The sequence below is a fragment of the Pseudoalteromonas sp. JC3 genome, assembly GCF_030291895.1.
GTDB lineage: Bacteria > Pseudomonadota > Gammaproteobacteria > Enterobacterales > Alteromonadaceae > Pseudoalteromonas.
The window spans coordinates 3,842,130-3,858,107 of sequence record NZ_CP127855.1 but is presented as its reverse complement, the minus strand read 5'-3'; the positions used below and the strand labels follow the sequence as shown (position 1 = coordinate 3,858,107).

Below are 15,978 nucleotides of genomic sequence, written 5' to 3'. Positions count from 1 at the left end.
ATCTTGTAGAATCCTGCCCCGCTTGAGATGACAAGCCTTGCGGGGTTTCTTGAGCATTATTAAAGCAGTATAAGCTCAGCTGTTATAGGTAAAACGCGACCTAGCGTAGTTACCGAACAATACAGAGCTAAATATTGTGATGCGGCACTAGCTCAGCTGCTAAAACGTTAGACGCGACCTCAAGGTTGCGCCCAGCGGAAAACTAAGAGCTATATCGGAATGCGGCACTAGCTCAGCTGGTAGAGCGCGACCTTGCCAAGGTCGAGGTCACGAGTTCGAACCTCGTGTGCCGCTCCAAACTTCTCAGTTTATATTCGACTGGAAAAATAAAGAATATGATGTGATGCGGCACTAGCTCAGCTGCAGTAGGTAATCAACGCGACCTTGCGTGATTATCAACAACATAATGAGCTAACTATGAAATGCGGCACTAGCTCAGCTGGTAGAGCGCGACCTTGCCAAGGTCGAGGTCACGAGTTCGAACCTCGTGTGCCGCTCCAAACACTTGCTTTAGGTGTATAAACTAAAAATGAAATGCGGCACTAGCTCAGCTGCAGTAGGTAATCAACGCGACCTTGCGTAATTACCGACAATATAATGAGCTAAATATTGTGATGCGGCACTAGCTCAGCTGCTACAGGTAAGGACGCGACCTTGCGTTATTATCGACAATATAATGAGCTAACTATGGAATGCGGCACTAGCTCAGCTGGTAGAGCGCGACCTTGCCAAGGTCGAGGTCACGAGTTCGAACCTCGTGTGCCGCTCCAAACACTTGTTTTAGGTGTATAAACTAAAAAATGTGATGCAGCACAGGCTCAGCTGCTACAGGTGAAGACGCGACCTTGCGTTATTATCGACAACATAATGAGCTAAATATTGTGATGCGGCACTAGCTCAGCTGGTAGAGCGCGACCTTGCCAAGGTCGAGGTCACGAGTTCGAACCTCGTGTGCCGCTCCAAACACTTGCTTTAGGTGTATAAACTAAAAAATATGATGCAGCACTAGCTCAGCTGCTTCAGGTAAGGACGCGACCTAGCGTAGTTACCGACAAATCCAGAGCTAAATATGTGATGCGGCACTAGCTCAGCTGCAGTAGGTAATCAACGCGACCTTGCCTTTATTACCGACAACGTAACGAGCTAACTATGGAATGCGGCACTAGCTCAGCTGGTAGAGCGCGACCTTGCCAAGGTCGAGGTCACGAGTTCGAACCTCGTGTGCCGCTCCAACTCTCCTAAATATCCTTGTTTTTCAATCGCTCTAAAAAAACCTTGCAGATATAGTCTTATTCCACCAATTTTTCATAACAAACTGATTGCTTAATTTTAATGCTACGCGTAAAATACGCTCTCTTTCGGCCTTACTATTATCGTTCCTTGCCTTACCCCGACTGGCCGAAACGGGACAAGGCTATACTAACCGTAAGGAATATCCATGCGTCATTACGAAATCGTATTCATGGTTCACCCAGACCAAAGTGAGCAAGTACCTGGTATGATCGAGCGTTATACTGGTGCTATCACTGAAGCTGGCGGTACTATTCACCGTCTAGAAGACTGGGGTCGTCGTCAACTGGCTTACCCAATCGAAAAGCTTCACAAAGCACACTATGTTCTATTGAACGTTGAAGCACCAACTGAAGTAATCAACGAGCTTGAAACTTCTTTCCGCTACAACGATGCAGTGCTTCGTAACCTAGTTATGCGTACTAAAAACGCGGTAACTGAAGCGTCTCCTCTTGCAAAAGAAGAGAAAAAAGAAGCAGCTTCTGCTTAATCGTTGTTGATTTCGGATTTGACTAACCTTTCGAGGTAATGGTGAGTAATCAGGTTGACCTGTATACCAATCAATATCTGCTTTCGGGCGTGATTTGTAAAACACCTAAATTTAGTCAAAGCCCAGCTGGGATCCCACATTGCATATTTGTACTTGAGCACAAATCAATGCAATTAGAGGCTGACCTTACTCGAAATGCCTACGTGCGTATTCAAGTGGTTGCCAGTGGAGAACAGTTCCGAAACCAAACTGAGCATTTATACGTTGGGCAAGCATTACAAGTTCGCGGTTTTATAAATCGCCACGAGAGCCGAAATGGCTTGAGTCAGCTGGTATTGCACGCACAACATATTGAAAGAATTAATTGAGGAAATTACTCATGGCACGTTATTTCAGACGTCGTAAGTTCTGCCGTTTTAAAGCGGAAGGCGTACAACAAATTGATTACAAAGATCTGGCTACTCTTAGAAACTACGTAACAGAAAGTGGCAAAATCGTACCTAGCCGTATCACAGGTACTAGCGCTAAATACCAGCGTCAGCTAGCAACTGCTATCAAGCGTGCTCGCTACCTAGCCCTTCTTCCATACACTGACTTACACAAGTAAGCAGCTGATTACTAGTTTTTAAAAGGTGTAGAGACATGCAAGTTATTCTACTAGACAAAATTGCAAACCTAGGTAGCCTAGGTGATCAGGTTAATGTTAAATCTGGCTTCGCACGTAACTTCTTATTCCCTAAGGGTAAAGCAGTTCCTGCAACTAAATCTAACATTGAAACTTTCGAAGCACGTCGCGCTGAGCTTGAAGCGAAAATCGCTGAAGAGCTAGTTGCTGCACAGGCACGCGCTGAAAAACTAGAAGCACTAGCTGAAGTAACTCTAGTTTCTAAAGCGGGTGACGAAGGTAAGCTATTCGGTTCTATCGGTACTCGCGATATTGCTGATGCTATCTCTGCAGTAGGTGTTGAGGTATCTAAGTCAGAAGTTCGTCTACCTCTTGGTACTATCCGTGAGACTGGCGAGTTCGATGTAGCTATCCAAGTACACTCTGACGTTACAGCTACGATCAAAGTAATCGTAATTGCTGAAGCTTAATTTTTAATTGAGCTTAAATTAAAAAAGCCGTGTATTTTTATGCACGGCTTTTTATTCACTTAATTTTCCTAAATGAGCCCGTATACCGGATAGTAAAAGCTTAGCTAACAGATGTTCTTAATGCTGAATGTATTGAATTTAAAAATATTAGCTTTGTTGTTATCCCAATCTTAGGTTGAATTAAGTAACCCCTCGAAGAAAATCATAATAATAATCTTATTCATACCAATTTAAGGTGTGACATGGATGATCCTCTCGCTCAAAGTTTGCCTTATATCAAAAGGTAATACTGTTGTAATGTGGTGTAATAAGTTTCCTTTTTAGAAACTTTCGCTCCATGTTATGTTTACATATTATAGGTTAATCCTTTTCTTTGTCTTTTGTCTGTCATAAAGTGGAATAAAATGACAGCGCTATCAATTTAGTGGTGGAATAATTAAATGTCGGTAAATAAAGGTTTTACGCTTACAGAGCTATTAATTGCGGTTGCAATAGTGGCGATCACAGCCAGCGTGGCATATCCGTCATATGTGGAATACGTTCAGGATGGACGTCGTTCGCAAGCACAACAGCAAATGTTGGAAATGGCAGGTGTGATTGAGCGCATATATAGCCGTAATAGTGGCTACCCTGATGCGAGTTTACTTACAGACCTGCCTGAGTCTAAATTCTACACGTTTAAATATATTCCCACTGATAAACCAAATGGCGCAGTTGGGCAATACCGTAACTTGGGGTATCAATTTACAGCTACGCCAATAGCGGGAAAAGCACAAGCGGCTGACAGGTGTGGTGTACTAAGTATCAACCATCTTGGTGAACAGGGACCGAAGAACAATGACTGCTGGCAATAGATATTTAGGGTTTACCCTGCTTGAGCTGCTTATTTCCATGGCAATACTTGCAATTTTAGCTTCGATAGCTGCGCCAAGTTTTATAAAGCAAATTCAGCAAGACAGACTCACGACGCATGCTAATCAACTGCAGGCGGTATATCGTCTGGCCCGCAGTGAAGCGGTTCGACGAGAGCAGCAGGTGTCACTGGTCGTAGAGGACAGCGACTGGGTTGTGAAAACCAATGAAAATGGCCAATTGACCGAAGTAGGGCGGTTTTCTATTAAACATAGCTCGATAGAAGTGGCACTTGCCGATCAAGTTGTGCGTGAAAGTGGCGAAGTGCTGGCAACAAACAATATATTGATTACCGACAACATTGCCAATACTCAGGATTATCGTTTATGTGTATTGGTCAGCGGTCAAAGTTGGTTAGCTGAGGCGGAACAAAATTGCAGTTAAGTAAGGGGTTTTCTCTCATTGAGGTCGTGGTGTCGATGTTGGTGGCTGGGTTAATGTTGCTTGGTTTGGCTGCGACGCAGCTTAAGTCATTACAGTTTGCCTCCAATAGCTTTCAATACACAATGGCGTTAATTCATGGTCAAAACGCAATTGAGAGAATATGGCCGTTGTTATGTGAATTGCAACATAACAACAATGATATGACGCTCGCCAATCCACTTATTCAACAGCTGCATCCTGCGGATAGTCGCTTTACGTTAGTGTTGCCTGCGACCTATAGCAATAACATGCAGCTTACGGTGAGCTGGGAAGATAAGCGAGTAAAAAACCCTGCTGAAAACCAAATTTCTTTAACTACCAGTTACCCAGAGGTTGCGGACACTTGTTCTCCGCCGGCAGGAGGGGGCTCATGAAACAGATAAATGGGTATACCTTACTGGAACTCATGGTTGCTATGGTTGTGGGGTTGGTATTGGTTATGGGGATTGCAACGTCGTACACGTCGATAAAAGAAACGGTGACGACAAGCCAGCAGCTTGCAACATCGCAAGAGATTGTTCGCTATACCAATCGAGTGATGATGCGCAGCATCAAGCAAACTCAGGAAGTCCCTACTGTGACGGCGACCGATATTACGATCCGCCAATTGGCAGGGGTCCCCGCTTGTGATGGCAGTGTCCCCATGGTTGACTACACTGAGCGCTATTTTTTACAAGATGGGTATTTAGTGTGCGATCGCGGCACGGGTGATATCAATCTTTTGAAGGGGGTAACTGGACTCACATTTGCAACCGATGCCAGTGGTCAGTTAATTACAGTCACAATACAGGGTAGTAGTTTTCCGACACAATATGGTGCAGGCATACAGATGAATTTTTACGCTGGATTAGGTAGCTAATACAATGAAACAACAACAAGGTTTTACACTGGTTAAAGTGATGCTGCTCGGCGGCATGGCTAGCGTTGTGGTATTCGCTTCCCTCAAGGAAGGTGTTGTACAAGAAAGATTAAGTGGTAACTTCCAAAAAGACATTAATGCAAGATTAGTGGCTGAACAAGGGATCAGAGAATATCGTCAAAAGCTGGATGCGGCGTTAAGTGGCAATCCGCAAGACGTCAATGCGCTGATAAATGGTATAAACAAAACGGGTAGCGGTGCAGTTCCTGATTCGCAATATCAGATCTCGGTTAATGCCAATGGCAATGAGTTTGAAATCGAAAGCTTAGGTCAACGTCATGGTGAGCACGCGAACCATCGGCTAGTTGCGCGCTTTGAGTTACAGCCAGCGGCGAAAGAGTCCATATTCCAAAATGCGGTTACTGGCTGTAAAGGGGTGAATCTATCTGGTAGTGGCTCTGTCGATAGCTATGACTCATCGAAAGGCACTTACGAAGAAACAAAAAGCCATGATGGTGATGTACACACTGTGGTAGGCGATGCAGATGTGGTGCTATCAGGCCACTCTCCGATTAAAGGTGATGTTGAAGCATCTGGTGTGATTTACTTAAAAGGCTCTTCACCGATTTTGGGTGACGTTAGGTCAAATACCGGGGTAGATATTTCGCCGTCATCGAGTGGTATTCGAGTGGAAGGTAATGTCTATAGCCGCGGCTTTTTCACGCATAGAGGCGGAAAGATCCAAGGTTATGTACGTGCAATGGGTGACGCGAAAATGGAGTGGGGCGCTGAGATCCTCAACCAAAATGGCGATGCGTTCGATATTCAATATACTGGCAGCGGTCAATTTAAAGATACTGGCTTGCAAGTTCAAGATGGTGTGCATTACTCCGATGCTAAATTTAGAGTCGCAGACTTAGTGGTTGAACCGGTAAAAGTGTACGATCCAGATTCTCCCGGCTACGACCCAGCAAGGCCAAATAAAGAATGTGATCCTTTGGCGTTGCCTTTTAATATGGATAGCATTATCGATCCTCGTAATCGATTCACTCCTCTAAATGTAGGCGCGCAACAAATCTTGCACTTTAAACCTAAACAGGCCGTGTACGAGCGTAATGGCTCAAGTGTGTATGTTGCAAAAGAGCACACCATTTATTTGTTCCAAGGGGTAGATCAGAATCTCGGCACAGCGACAGAAAAAACGCAGCTTGCGTTCCCTTTTAAAGGGTTGAAGTTAGGATCTGACGGAAAAATAAAGATCTCTGGTGGCGATGTGATTTGGTTGATTGATGGTGACCTCACATTAACTGGCGACACCCATATCTGGATAGAAAAAGAAAGTTCTTTGACCGTGTTCACTACCGGCAAAGTTTCTATTGGCGCAAGTGCTAAGGTTATTGCTGAGCAAGAAGGCTTAACCAAGAAGAGCAAACTGCCGGTATTTAGTGTGTATTCTTCATTTGATGGCCCTAATGGTTTTGTATTTAGCGGCGCATCGTCACTATATGCTGCTATTTATTCACCGTTGACTTCTATTCTGTTGAACGGCAGTGGGCAATTGTACGGTACAGTTCGAGGGGCATCGATTACTGGTACCGGTGGTACAGGGATCCACTTTGATCAAGCATTAAAAAATGCAGGCATTGGCGTGCAGCCGCCGGGACAAAAGCCGACATTGGTCTTTAAGGGCTGGCACTACAAACCGTACCAAGTTGCCGATGAGAGTGAAGCTAATACCAATTGAATTAATTCTCTAATCAATTTGAAGGGTGAAATAGCATATTAGCTTCGTTAAAAATTTCTCATTTAGAACAACTAAATAGCAAAATTTTTGCCTTGCCTATATGGATATAGGTACCTTAGCGGTAGCAGGACGCGAGAGCGGTGCTACTAAAGCTATTTCTCCGCTTCAAGATAGATCATTTACTTAATACAACTGGTATAAAAGCGCTGAGTAACTTTCCTAAGTGGAGCGCCAACGCTCCACTTTTGCTGCTAAATAAAAAAGTAAAAATTTTTTCAAACCCCTTTAAACCATTTCTGATTTCTCTCGCGTCTAAATAAGTACTTTATAAAAAAGTAGAAATTGGCAATTGAGCGTTGGTGACTTTGTTTGTTCCATTCGATATGCGAAGATGAAGGAATCAACCCAAAGGAACAGACGCATGATAATTAATGCCAAAGAGGCATTTACACAAGAACAAACCGATGCGCTAGTGGCTAGGTGCCAGCAAGGGGATCAAAGTGCATTTCGCGAACTATTTGAGCAACATCATCGTCGCGTATATGCATTATGTCTTAGATTGCTCGCTGAGCCTGCTCATGCAGAAGATGCATGTCAGGAAGTTTTTGTGCAATTGTGGCAAAAGATAGACCAATTTAAAGGGCAATCACAATTTACGACTTGGCTTCATAGTGTGACCAGTAATATTGCTATCAGCTATCTTAGAAAGCAAAAAAACTGGTTACAAAAGGTCGTAAGCTTTGAGCAGTCCGGTCTGGATGAGCAAGGTGCTGAGCAGCTAGGAGAGCTAAATGGCTTAGATAAACTCATTGTCAGATTGCCAGAACGTGCCAGGTTGGTTTTCGTATTACATGCTGTCGAAGGGTATCGCCACGAGGAAATTGCCAATATGTTAAACATGGCCGTAGGGTCGAGTAAATCGCAATATCACCGAGCACGTAACTTATTACAGGAGTGGTACAACAATGACTAAACCATCTTTTGATGAATTTATGCATACCGCACTGAATGACGAACAGTCGCAGCCAAAGCCACAACGTGACTTATGGCAAGGCGTTGAGCGTGCAATCAATCAAGCACAACCGATGCAGCCGCCGAAGCAAAATAATTGGCAAAAGTTATCTGGTATTGCGGCGTGTACTATTGCGGGCTTACTTGCTTGGCAAGTCATTATGAATCAGCCCAAGCAAGACTCACTGGCTAATATTAGCGCTTTTTTTGAGCAACAAAAGCAGTCTTTACTGGTTCAATATGAAACGCAGCCAGCGCTGACTTCTGATTGGCAGACACAATTGCAAGAGCTCGAGCAGGCGGAACAAGCGATTAAGTTGTCTTTAAAGCAAGATCCTGAGAATGCTGCGCTGTTAAAAATGTTAGCTCAGGTTTATCAGCAGCAACTCGACTTAATCAATAAGGTTCACCAACCTCGTTGGCAACAAATTTAGGAGAATTAGGATGAAAGCATTAATTATTGGCCTAGCGGCGCTACCTGCAATAGTGTTCGCTGGAGAATCTATCGATAAAGAACTGTCGGTTCCTGCAAATGGTAAAGTTATCATCGAGAATCAGCGCGGTGATGTAACGATAAAAACATGGGATAAAAACGTTTTTAAAGTGACTGGCGAGTTAGACGATAAAGCCGAGGGTTATAAACTAGAAACCTCTGGTGAGGTAACTGAGTTTATCGTGAAGATGCCAAGACGCTATAAAAGTTGGGGCGGTGGTGATGGCTCTAAACTCACCATTTACATGCCTCGTAGTAGTGAATTAAATTTTGAAGGGGTGGTGGTTGATGTTGAAGCTGCTGATTTAACGGCGGGCGCCCGTATCAAAACAGTCAACGGCAATATTAAAGCGAGTAAAATCAGCGGTAAAATTGCATTAGAAACGGTAAATGGTGATATTGATAGTCGTGACTTAGATGGCAATATTCAGTTTGAAACCGTCAATGGGGACATTGAAGATATCGCTTCGAGCGGTAAGCTAAGATTTAACGCCGTTAATGGCGAAATTAAAACGCAAACCACCGCAACCGAGCTGCGCTTAGAAAACGTCAATGGCGAAGTCGAGTTGAAGATGGCTGAGTTAAAAGACTTACGCTTATCTACCGTTAACGGCGAAATAGCAGTATATGCAGCAAAGTTACTGGATAACGCCAATATAAATATGGACAGCGTTAGTGGCGATATTGAGCTTTATTTCCCTGCAGATGTATCAGCAAGGTTTGAAATCAACGCGCATTCAGGTGGCCATATCACCAATGAGCTAAGTTCAGATCAAGTTAAAAAAGCCAAATATGGCCCAGCTCGTTCACTCGAGTTTGTGCTTAACGGTGGTAATGCAGATGTAGAAATCGATACCGTTAGCGGCAATATTGAGCTAAAGCGTAACTAATAAGCGCTTTCATCAAATTAATAAGGCCAGAGTTTCCCCCAAACTCTGGCCTTTTGTTATTTGCACTTATGGGTAGACCAGATACAATAGAGGGCCTTCAATTTCTCAATGTTGTGATATGGCTAAACCAGATATACAAGTCGATACCTTAAAAGTTCCACCGCACTCAATTGAAGCTGAGCAATCTGTGCTCGGTGGCTTGATGCTAGATAATGAAGCCTTCGACCGTGTTGCGGAATTGGTGGTGTCTCATGACTTTTATACCAGAACCCACAAGCTGATCTTTGAAGCAATGGAAAAGCTGGTAGAGCTTAGTCAACCTATCGACCTAATCACGATTTCTGAGAATCTAGAAAAGAACAATCAGTTAGAAACCATAGGTGGTTTCTCCTATCTTGCTGAGATTGCTAAAAACACGCCAAGTGCTGCAAACATTGATGCATACGCTAGTATCGTCCGTGAGCGTGCGGTTGTTCGCGAAATGATTGGTGTGGCGAATGAAATAGCAGAGGCTGGCTTTAATCCTGAGGGACGAGATAGCCATGAGCTGTTAGATTTAGCTGAGAGCAAGGTATTTAAGATTGCTGAGCAGCGCACTAAAAGCACTGAAGGTCCGCAAAGTATTCACAGCATCCTAGAGAAAACCGTTGATAAAATTGAAGAACTTTACCAATCTCCACAAGATGGTGTTACCGGGGTAAGTACAGGCTACGGCGACTTAGACAAGATGACAGCAGGACTACAGCCTTCTGATTTGATCATTGTCGCAGCGCGTCCGTCGATGGGTAAAACCACGTTTGCGATGAACTTGGCTGAGCATGCCGCGATGACGCAAGATAAGCCGGTACTGATCTACTCGCTAGAGATGCCTTCAGAACAGATCATGATGAGGATGCTCGCCTCACTCGGCCGTATCAACCAAACCAAAGTACGTACCGGTCAATTAGATGATGACGATTGGGCACGTTTGTCATCCACCATGGGCTTACTGATGGAAAAGGGCAAGATGTACATAGATGATGCATCCGGTCTTACGCCAACGGATGTGCGTTCACGCGCTAGACGAATTGCACGCGATCACGGTGGGATCAGCATGATCATGGTGGACTACTTGCAGCTCATGCGCGTACCGAGCCTTTCGGACAACCGTACGCTTGAGATTGCTGAAATTTCTCGTTCATTAAAGGCACTAGCCAAAGAGCTGCAGTGTCCAGTTATCGCGCTTTCTCAGCTTAACCGTACGCTAGAACAACGTGCAGATAAACGCCCAGTAAACTCTGACTTACGTGAATCAGGCTCTATCGAGCAGGATGCCGACTTAATCATGTTTATTTATCGTGATGAAGTTTACAACGACGATAGTCCAGACAAAGGCACGGCCGAAATCATCATAGGTAAGCAACGTAACGGCCCGATCGGTAAGGTTAGGTTAACCTTCCAAGGTCAATACTCTCGATTCGATAACTATGCGGGTCCAGCAATGGACGACGAATATTAACTGTCAATTGAGTAGTGAAATGCGACTAGCGAGTGCTGAAATCGATTTAACCGCGCTGAGAGAAAACCTACAGCTAACGCAAAAACTGGCGCCAAAAAGTAAGATTATGGCGGTACTTAAGGCCAACGCTTATGGTCATGGTTTGGTTAAAATAGCTCAGCATTTGCAAGATGCGGATGCATTCGCTGTGGCGAGAGTTGATGAAGCACTTGCGCTTAGAACAGGTGGCATCACTAAACCAATTGTCTTGTTAGAAGGTTTTTTTCATCCTTCTGATTTACCTATTTTACTTGCCAATAATTTGCAAACCATAGTGCATGACATTTCTCAGCTTGAAGCCATTGAGCGTGCTAATTTAGATGCACCGCTCACAGTGTGGCTAAAAGTAGATACTGGTATGCATCGTCTCGGCGTTGAGCCTGAAGAGTTTGAAGCGTTTTATGCTCGCCTTAAGCGATCAAAAAATGTTGCTGATAAAATCCACTTAATGACACACTTTGCTTGTGCCGATGATATCAAAGACAATAAAACCGAAGTACAGCAAGTACTATTTAAGTCGTTAGTTGGCCAAAGTCACGCACCATTGTGTTTGGCAAACTCCGCGGGGATCATAGGTTGGCCAGAATCTCATGGCGACTGGATCCGTCCGGGCCTAATGCTTTATGGCGTTTCACCTATGCTTGCGCGTGTTGGCCAGCAACACGGTTTAAAGCCCGTCATGCGCTTGACTACTAAAGTTATTGCCATCAAGCGGGTGAGAGCACATCAGGCGGTAGGTTATGGTGGACGTTGGCAATGTGAACAGGACACCTATCTTGCCGTTATTGGTGTTGGCTATGGAGACGGTTATCCCAGACACGCTAAAATTGGCACTCCGGTGGTTATTGGTAACCAGCGTTACGGTATAGTCGGCACCGTGTCTATGGATATGATCAGTGTGAATATTGGTGACAATTCTAATGGCATTCAAGTTGGTGAAGAAGTAGAAATGTGGGGACCAAACCTGCCCGTAGAAGAGATAGCGCAATGTGCAGATACGATTCCATATGAGCTGCTGTGTAACGTCACCCCAAGAGTAAGCTACGAATACATCGAAGGCTAAGCGCTTAGCCTTTTCTGTCACCTTGAAGCGTTGCGATAACGCGTCTGGCACCGCCATGGTCACGATGCTCACCGAGATAAATGCCTTGCCAAGTACCTAAATGTAAGCGGCCCTCAGAAATGGGAATGGTTACTTCACATCCTAAGGTGCTGGATTTGATATGTGCTGGCATATCGTCATCGCCCTCATAGTCATGGCGGTAGTAGCTTTGCCTCTGTGGTACAAAATGATTAAAGTGGCTTTCCATATCCATACGTACCGTAGGGTCGGCATTTTCGTTAATTGTTAGGCTGGCGGAGGTGTGTTGTATAAACAGGTGCAGCAGCCCTATACGATAGTCATGTAGTTCAGGAAGCTGCGAGATAATCTCGTCGTCTACCAAGTGAAAGCCTCGCTTTCGAGGCTTCAAGATAATTTGTTTTTGAGTCCAACTCATAAAGTAACGTGTGTTTTTAACTGTTAGGCGAGTTTGTCGAAGCTGACTTCGATATTGGCATTACCGTCAGGAGAGGTGAATGGCATAATAAGTTTAGGACCATCACATTTATGAGTGATGGTATGGCCTGGGCCTGAAACGACAACCGGTGTTGCCATATCAAACTCGTAGCCTTTTTCGCCGAGCAGGTTTTTAGCACCGCCAGTGACCATGTTGGTGATTTCACCAACCATATCAGTGACGTCTTCATTTATGGAGTCTGGGCGTTCACCAAGCATACGCTCCATAATGGTTAGCGCTAAGTTTTCTTCAAAGGTGATCGAAAATGACCCTTTTGTCTGTGGACCAACCATACCAATCAGACCCGATACATCACCTTGTGCGACTTCGTCTTTCTTCACTTTTGGCTTACCCGGCGTCAATTCTGTTTGCGCCATTGTAGCCAATACATTGATTAGAGATGATAAAAAGGGGTTGATGAACTCTACATTCATATTGACTTTCCCTTACGCTTTTTTAATAAATTAGTGTCGCTCTTAGTGATAAGTGTAGTGGGCTTTTTTACTCACTGCACTTAATCTTTACATTTTTCGCAACGGCCATGAGCCTCGATGGTTTGCTCTGTAACCACAAATCCGGTTTCCGCAGCTAGGCTGTTCAGTTCATGCGAAATCGTGTTTGAATGTAACTCTTGAACGTTACCGCAACTATCACAGATCAGTAACTGCACTGGATGTGTGTGGTCGAAGTGATGGCAAAGCATAAACGCATTAGTGCTTTCTATTTTATGGATAAAACCCAACTCAGAAAGAAAGTCTAAGGCACGATATACGGTAGCTGGTTTTGCAGCCGCTTCCGTCAACTTGAGCTCTTCAAGTAAGTCGTATGCGCCAACGCCACCTTGTTTAGAGGCGAGTAGTCTAAATACTTTTTCTCTAATAGGAGTAAATCGTGCACCACGGTTGTCACATACTTGCTTGGCTTTGCTAACTAGTAACTCTATATTCATGATTCAAAATCCTTACACTGCCTTGCAATACTAACATATTATTTTTATTAGTCTTGTGTTTACCCAGATTTATTATCTTAAGTGGATATTCGGGAGCGATGTTGCTTTTAAAGTTTGTTTTGCTTGCTAAGATGAACGCTTAACTGGTTCGATCTTAGTATGGTAAAAGCTTTCAAATTGTGCTGCAGAAAGCGGCTTGCTGATCAGATATCCTTGACCAAAATCACACTCTAGCTGCTGCAATAAACGCAATTGCTCCAGTGTCTCCACGCCTTCGGCGACTACTTTCATCGATAAATTATGCGCCATGGCAATAATGGTTTTAACTAACGCTTTAGACTCGTGAGTGGTGAGCATATCGCTGATAAAACTGCGGTCTATTTTGAGTAAATCGAAGGGGTAATGACGGAGATAGTTCAGTGACGAATAGCCCGTACCAAAATCATCCAAAGATAATTTAAACCCTAACTGATGTAATTGGGTTAGGGTCTGTTTTACCTGTGCCTGTCCTGAGATCAGTACGCCTTCTGTGATCTCCAACTCGATAAAGCGATTGGCAATCGGGATGTCTTTTACTAATAGCTCAATCTGTTTCAAAAGGCTTGGGTCTTTAAACTGCCTAGGTGATAAATTGATTGCGATACGGATGTCGGAGTCTAAGTGTTGCTGCCATTGGTGTGCTTGGTTAATAGCCGTTGAGAGCACAAACAATCCGATGTCGATGATCAAACCGCTTTGTTCCGCAACGGGAATAAACTCCGCAGGAGAGACATTACCCAGTGTTTTACTGTGCCAGCGAAGTAAAGCTTCCGCGCCAAATACATCACTGTTTTCAATATAAAATTGAGGTTGGTAAAACACTTCTAACTCGTGTTCATTTAGTGCTACGCGCAGTGCTTCCTCAATTTCAATGCGCCGAGACAACTGTTGACTCATCTTTTGATTAAATAGACAGTAGTTGTTGCGACCATTACTTTTGGCATTGTACATTGCGGTATCAGCGCAGCTAAGTAACTCTTGGGGGGAGTTCGCGTCTAAAGGATAGATAGCAACGCCTATACTGACTGAAATATTAAAATCTTTATCGTCGACAATAATGGGATGGTGAAAAAGTTTGATGAGCATATCGGCAACTGAGGTAATGTCTGCAGTATGTTTAAATCCTCCCATCAACACAATAAACTCATCACCACTAAGACGTGACACGGTATCTTGCTCACGTAGCGATTGCTTGAGTCTTTCTCCCGAAGCGATGAGAATTTGATCCCCCGTTTCGTGTCCGAGTGAATCATTGATCCTTTTAAAATCATCTAAATCAATAAAAAACACCACCGCAAGCTCATCGTTGCGTTCGGCATCAAACAGTTGCTGCGCTAGCCGCTCCATCGCTAAAAAGCGATTTGGTAAATCGGTCAATGAGTCATAAAAAGCGTGATGTAAAATGACTTCTTCTTGACGCTTTTTCTCGGTGATATCTCGCACTGCAATAACCAACTGATCTGTTCCTGGAATAGGAGATAACCGAGCTTCAAATAGCTTCGCTTGATCAGCAATTGTCAGTGGATATTCTATTTGGGTTAATTGGTGGCGCTGATTGGCAGACTTGATGGCTTGGCTAAAGTGTTTAGCTGCGTGGGAGGGCAGTACTTCCGACATTTTCTTGTTGATAAATTGCTCAGGCGACATATACAAGTCGTCTGATTTTCCGGTATGACATTCTAAGATGGTGCCATCCGTATTGATTATAAAGAAAATATCCGGTAATGCCTCAAAAACACTATTAATAAGTGCGTGACGGCGCTGTAATTCTTGGGTGCTTTGTAATTGTTGTTGCCAGTTTTTTTCTAACGTTTGTGCCATGACATTGAATTGCTTGGCAAGGACTCCAAGCTCGCCATGTCCCACAATGTCGGCTCTACTGCTCAAAGACTTTGTGGATAATGCATTGCCTACTTGGATCAGTCTTTTGATCGGTTTATGAATGAAGTAATGGGTAAAGCTTAGTAGTGCGATAATGATGAGTATCAAAAACACCGCTAAAATACTCGCCGTCGTTATCAATTGTTGCCTTAACGCAAGAAAAATGGTGCTTATGTCATAAATAGCAATCAGCCTAACTAAATCAGCGGACTCAACGACGGGCACTTTAGGTGAAATGGGAATGGCTGCGAGAAAGTGCTGCTGATTAGGGTCAAATGCCACTGTGAGGTCAAGTGTGCGTAGTGTTGCAGTCGCTTGCGCCTGACTGATAACCTGATTAAATATTTGTAGTCCACTCGCTGAGTGTTGGGTTTCGTTGATGAGCGTTTCTCCTTGAATAAGGAAGAGCGCTTTATATTTACCGTCAGAATAATAATCCTTGAGAGTCAGACTTATCTGATTATCGTTGCCCTCCACAAATTCAGTGAAAAGATGTCTACCTAAATGGGATAAATCTTGTCTTAGATTTGTTTCATAGGTATTGAGAAGCATGTATCGCTGGCTAACATATGAAATGGAGATAATAAGAGACGTGAGCACCAAGCCACAGAGTACCGTGCCCCAAGTCAATGTTTGTTTTAAGTTTATAGAAATAACCCGATTATTCATAAATAACCAATTCAATTATCCTGATCTCGATTAGGTTTATTTTTTCTGCACAGCACTTCAACATTTAAGTGTAGTCCAGCTGCAAAAGCTTGTATTAGATTTGAGGGAATACTCTTGTGGCAGAGCGAGTGCTATGA

General features: G+C 43.8%; 18 protein-coding genes and 5 tRNA genes. 19 read left to right on the top strand and 4 right to left on the bottom strand.

Going from position 1 to position 15,978, the window contains the following annotated elements:
* Nucleotides 1–221 precede the first annotated feature (221 nt).
* From QSH61_RS16760 to alr, 19 genes are all read left to right on the top strand, one after another.
* Nucleotides 222–297 (top strand) — tRNA-Gly (locus QSH61_RS16760).
* A gap of 127 nt (nucleotides 298–424) precedes the next feature.
* Nucleotides 425–500, top strand: a tRNA-Gly gene (locus tag QSH61_RS16755).
* A gap of 194 nt (nucleotides 501–694) precedes the next feature.
* Nucleotides 695–770 (top strand) — tRNA-Gly (locus QSH61_RS16750).
* Nucleotides 771–886: 116 nt separating this feature from the next.
* A tRNA-Gly gene (locus tag QSH61_RS16745) sits at nucleotides 887–962 on the top strand.
* A 194-nt stretch (nucleotides 963–1,156) separates the two neighbouring features.
* Nucleotides 1,157–1,232, top strand: a tRNA-Gly gene (locus tag QSH61_RS16740).
* A 206-nt stretch (nucleotides 1,233–1,438) separates the two neighbouring features.
* Nucleotides 1,439–1,780, top strand: a complete 342-nt coding sequence (gene rpsF, locus QSH61_RS16735; protein ID WP_010368810.1) for a 30S ribosomal protein S6 — start codon at nucleotides 1,439–1,441, stop codon at nucleotides 1,778–1,780.
* Nucleotides 1,781–1,818: 38 nt separating this feature from the next.
* Nucleotides 1,819–2,148: a primosomal replication protein N gene (gene priB / locus QSH61_RS16730; protein ID WP_010368809.1), complete on the top strand. Its 330-nt coding sequence runs from the start codon at nucleotides 1,819–1,821 to the stop codon at nucleotides 2,146–2,148.
* An 11-nt stretch (nucleotides 2,149–2,159) separates the two neighbouring features.
* Complete coding sequence (rpsR, locus tag QSH61_RS16725) at nucleotides 2,160–2,387, top strand: 30S ribosomal protein S18 (RefSeq protein WP_002962753.1); 228 nt, start codon at nucleotides 2,160–2,162, stop codon at nucleotides 2,385–2,387.
* Between the two features lie 35 nt (nucleotides 2,388–2,422).
* Complete coding sequence (gene rplI, locus QSH61_RS16720) at nucleotides 2,423–2,875, top strand: 50S ribosomal protein L9 (protein WP_010368808.1); 453 nt, start codon at nucleotides 2,423–2,425, stop codon at nucleotides 2,873–2,875.
* Between the two features lie 440 nt (nucleotides 2,876–3,315).
* Nucleotides 3,316–3,729, top strand: a complete 414-nt coding sequence (locus QSH61_RS16715) for a type IV pilin protein (RefSeq protein ID WP_010607091.1) — start codon at nucleotides 3,316–3,318, stop codon at nucleotides 3,727–3,729.
* Nucleotides 3,713–4,171: a GspH/FimT family pseudopilin gene (locus tag QSH61_RS16710; protein ID WP_010607092.1), complete on the top strand. Its 459-nt coding sequence runs from the start codon at nucleotides 3,713–3,715 to the stop codon at nucleotides 4,169–4,171. Before QSH61_RS16715 ends, QSH61_RS16710 begins: the two co-directional genes overlap by 17 nt.
* The gene (locus QSH61_RS16705; protein WP_010607093.1) at nucleotides 4,162–4,584 is read left to right on the top strand and encodes a type IV pilus modification PilV family protein; all 423 of its coding nucleotides are present in this window, start codon (nucleotides 4,162–4,164) and stop codon (nucleotides 4,582–4,584) included. The genes QSH61_RS16710 and QSH61_RS16705 overlap by 10 nt, the downstream gene beginning before the upstream one ends.
* On the top strand, nucleotides 4,581–5,069 hold the full coding sequence (locus tag QSH61_RS16700; protein ID WP_010607094.1) for a PilW family protein: 489 nt from the start codon (nucleotides 4,581–4,583) through the stop codon (nucleotides 5,067–5,069). The genes QSH61_RS16705 and QSH61_RS16700 overlap by 4 nt, the downstream gene beginning before the upstream one ends.
* A 4-nt stretch (nucleotides 5,070–5,073) precedes the next feature.
* Nucleotides 5,074–6,813, top strand: coding sequence for a DUF7305 domain-containing protein (locus QSH61_RS16695; protein ID WP_174170552.1), 1,740 nt, complete (start codon nucleotides 5,074–5,076; stop codon nucleotides 6,811–6,813).
* Between the two features lie 421 nt (nucleotides 6,814–7,234).
* Entirely contained in the window at nucleotides 7,235–7,786 is a 552-nt protein-coding gene (locus QSH61_RS16690; RefSeq protein ID WP_010607096.1) for an RNA polymerase sigma factor, read from the top strand.
* Entirely contained in the window at nucleotides 7,779–8,258 is a 480-nt protein-coding gene (locus QSH61_RS16685) for a hypothetical protein (protein ID WP_010607097.1), read from the top strand. Before QSH61_RS16690 ends, QSH61_RS16685 begins: the two co-directional genes overlap by 8 nt.
* Nucleotides 8,259–8,268: 10 nt before the next feature.
* Complete coding sequence (locus QSH61_RS16680; RefSeq protein WP_206473019.1) at nucleotides 8,269–9,207, top strand: DUF4097 family beta strand repeat-containing protein; 939 nt, start codon at nucleotides 8,269–8,271, stop codon at nucleotides 9,205–9,207.
* A 118-nt stretch (nucleotides 9,208–9,325) separates the two neighbouring features.
* A complete protein-coding gene (dnaB, locus tag QSH61_RS16675) occupies nucleotides 9,326–10,705 on the top strand; it encodes a replicative DNA helicase (protein ID WP_017217222.1) in 1,380 nt (459 codons plus the stop codon).
* A 19-nt stretch (nucleotides 10,706–10,724) separates the two neighbouring features.
* The gene (alr, locus tag QSH61_RS16670) at nucleotides 10,725–11,807 is read left to right on the top strand and encodes an alanine racemase (protein WP_010368798.1); all 1,083 of its coding nucleotides are present in this window, start codon (nucleotides 10,725–10,727) and stop codon (nucleotides 11,805–11,807) included.
* Nucleotides 11,808–11,811: 4 nt separating this feature from the next.
* Here alr and QSH61_RS16665 read toward each other — a convergent pair whose 3' ends face one another.
* The 4 genes from QSH61_RS16665 to QSH61_RS16650 all read right to left on the bottom strand — a co-directional run bounded on the left by QSH61_RS16665 (nucleotide 11,812) and on the right by QSH61_RS16650 (nucleotide 15,841).
* Nucleotides 11,812–12,243: a secondary thiamine-phosphate synthase enzyme YjbQ gene (locus QSH61_RS16665; protein WP_206473020.1), complete on the bottom strand. Its 432-nt coding sequence runs from the start codon at nucleotides 12,241–12,243 to the stop codon at nucleotides 11,812–11,814.
* Nucleotides 12,244–12,266: 23 nt separating this feature from the next.
* Nucleotides 12,267–12,737: a chemotaxis protein CheX gene (locus tag QSH61_RS16660; protein WP_010607100.1), complete on the bottom strand. Its 471-nt coding sequence runs from the start codon at nucleotides 12,735–12,737 to the stop codon at nucleotides 12,267–12,269.
* Between the two features lie 80 nt (nucleotides 12,738–12,817).
* Entirely contained in the window at nucleotides 12,818–13,252 is a 435-nt protein-coding gene (gene zur / locus QSH61_RS16655; RefSeq protein ID WP_010368795.1) for a zinc uptake transcriptional repressor Zur, read from the bottom strand.
* Between the two features lie 126 nt (nucleotides 13,253–13,378).
* Complete coding sequence (locus QSH61_RS16650) at nucleotides 13,379–15,841, bottom strand: EAL domain-containing protein (protein WP_248298733.1); 2,463 nt, start codon at nucleotides 15,839–15,841, stop codon at nucleotides 13,379–13,381.
* Nucleotides 15,842–15,978 lie beyond the last annotated feature (137 nt).

What these genes read in the sequence shown, in the direction of transcription:
- rpsF (WP_010368810.1), top strand. Translation starts at nt 1,439, where the DNA reads ATGCGTCATTACGAAATCGTATTCATGGTTCACCCAGACCAAAGTGAG.
- priB (WP_010368809.1), top strand. Translation starts at nt 1,819, where the DNA reads ATGGTGAGTAATCAGGTTGACCTGTATACCAATCAATATCTGCTTTCG.
- rpsR (WP_002962753.1), top strand. Translation starts at nt 2,160, where the DNA reads ATGGCACGTTATTTCAGACGTCGTAAGTTCTGCCGTTTTAAAGCGGAA.
- rplI (WP_010368808.1), top strand. Translation starts at nt 2,423, where the DNA reads ATGCAAGTTATTCTACTAGACAAAATTGCAAACCTAGGTAGCCTAGGT.
- QSH61_RS16715 (WP_010607091.1), top strand. Translation starts at nt 3,316, where the DNA reads ATGTCGGTAAATAAAGGTTTTACGCTTACAGAGCTATTAATTGCGGTT.
- QSH61_RS16710 (WP_010607092.1), top strand. Translation starts at nt 3,713, where the DNA reads ATGACTGCTGGCAATAGATATTTAGGGTTTACCCTGCTTGAGCTGCTT.
- QSH61_RS16700 (WP_010607094.1), top strand. Translation starts at nt 4,581, where the DNA reads ATGAAACAGATAAATGGGTATACCTTACTGGAACTCATGGTTGCTATG.
- QSH61_RS16695 (WP_174170552.1), top strand. Translation starts at nt 5,074, where the DNA reads ATGAAACAACAACAAGGTTTTACACTGGTTAAAGTGATGCTGCTCGGC.
- QSH61_RS16690 (WP_010607096.1), top strand. Translation starts at nt 7,235, where the DNA reads ATGATAATTAATGCCAAAGAGGCATTTACACAAGAACAAACCGATGCG.
- QSH61_RS16685 (WP_010607097.1), top strand. Translation starts at nt 7,779, where the DNA reads ATGACTAAACCATCTTTTGATGAATTTATGCATACCGCACTGAATGAC.
- QSH61_RS16680 (WP_206473019.1), top strand. Translation starts at nt 8,269, where the DNA reads ATGAAAGCATTAATTATTGGCCTAGCGGCGCTACCTGCAATAGTGTTC.
- dnaB (WP_017217222.1), top strand. Translation starts at nt 9,326, where the DNA reads ATGGCTAAACCAGATATACAAGTCGATACCTTAAAAGTTCCACCGCAC.
- alr (WP_010368798.1), top strand. Translation starts at nt 10,725, where the DNA reads ATGCGACTAGCGAGTGCTGAAATCGATTTAACCGCGCTGAGAGAAAAC.
- QSH61_RS16665 (WP_206473020.1), bottom strand. Translation starts at nt 12,243, where the DNA reads ATGAGTTGGACTCAAAAACAAATTATCTTGAAGCCTCGAAAGCGAGGC.
- QSH61_RS16660 (WP_010607100.1), bottom strand. Translation starts at nt 12,737, where the DNA reads ATGAATGTAGAGTTCATCAACCCCTTTTTATCATCTCTAATCAATGTA.
- zur (WP_010368795.1), bottom strand. Translation starts at nt 13,252, where the DNA reads ATGAATATAGAGTTACTAGTTAGCAAAGCCAAGCAAGTATGTGACAAC.
- QSH61_RS16650 (WP_248298733.1), bottom strand. Translation starts at nt 15,841, where the DNA reads ATGAATAATCGGGTTATTTCTATAAACTTAAAACAAACATTGACTTGG.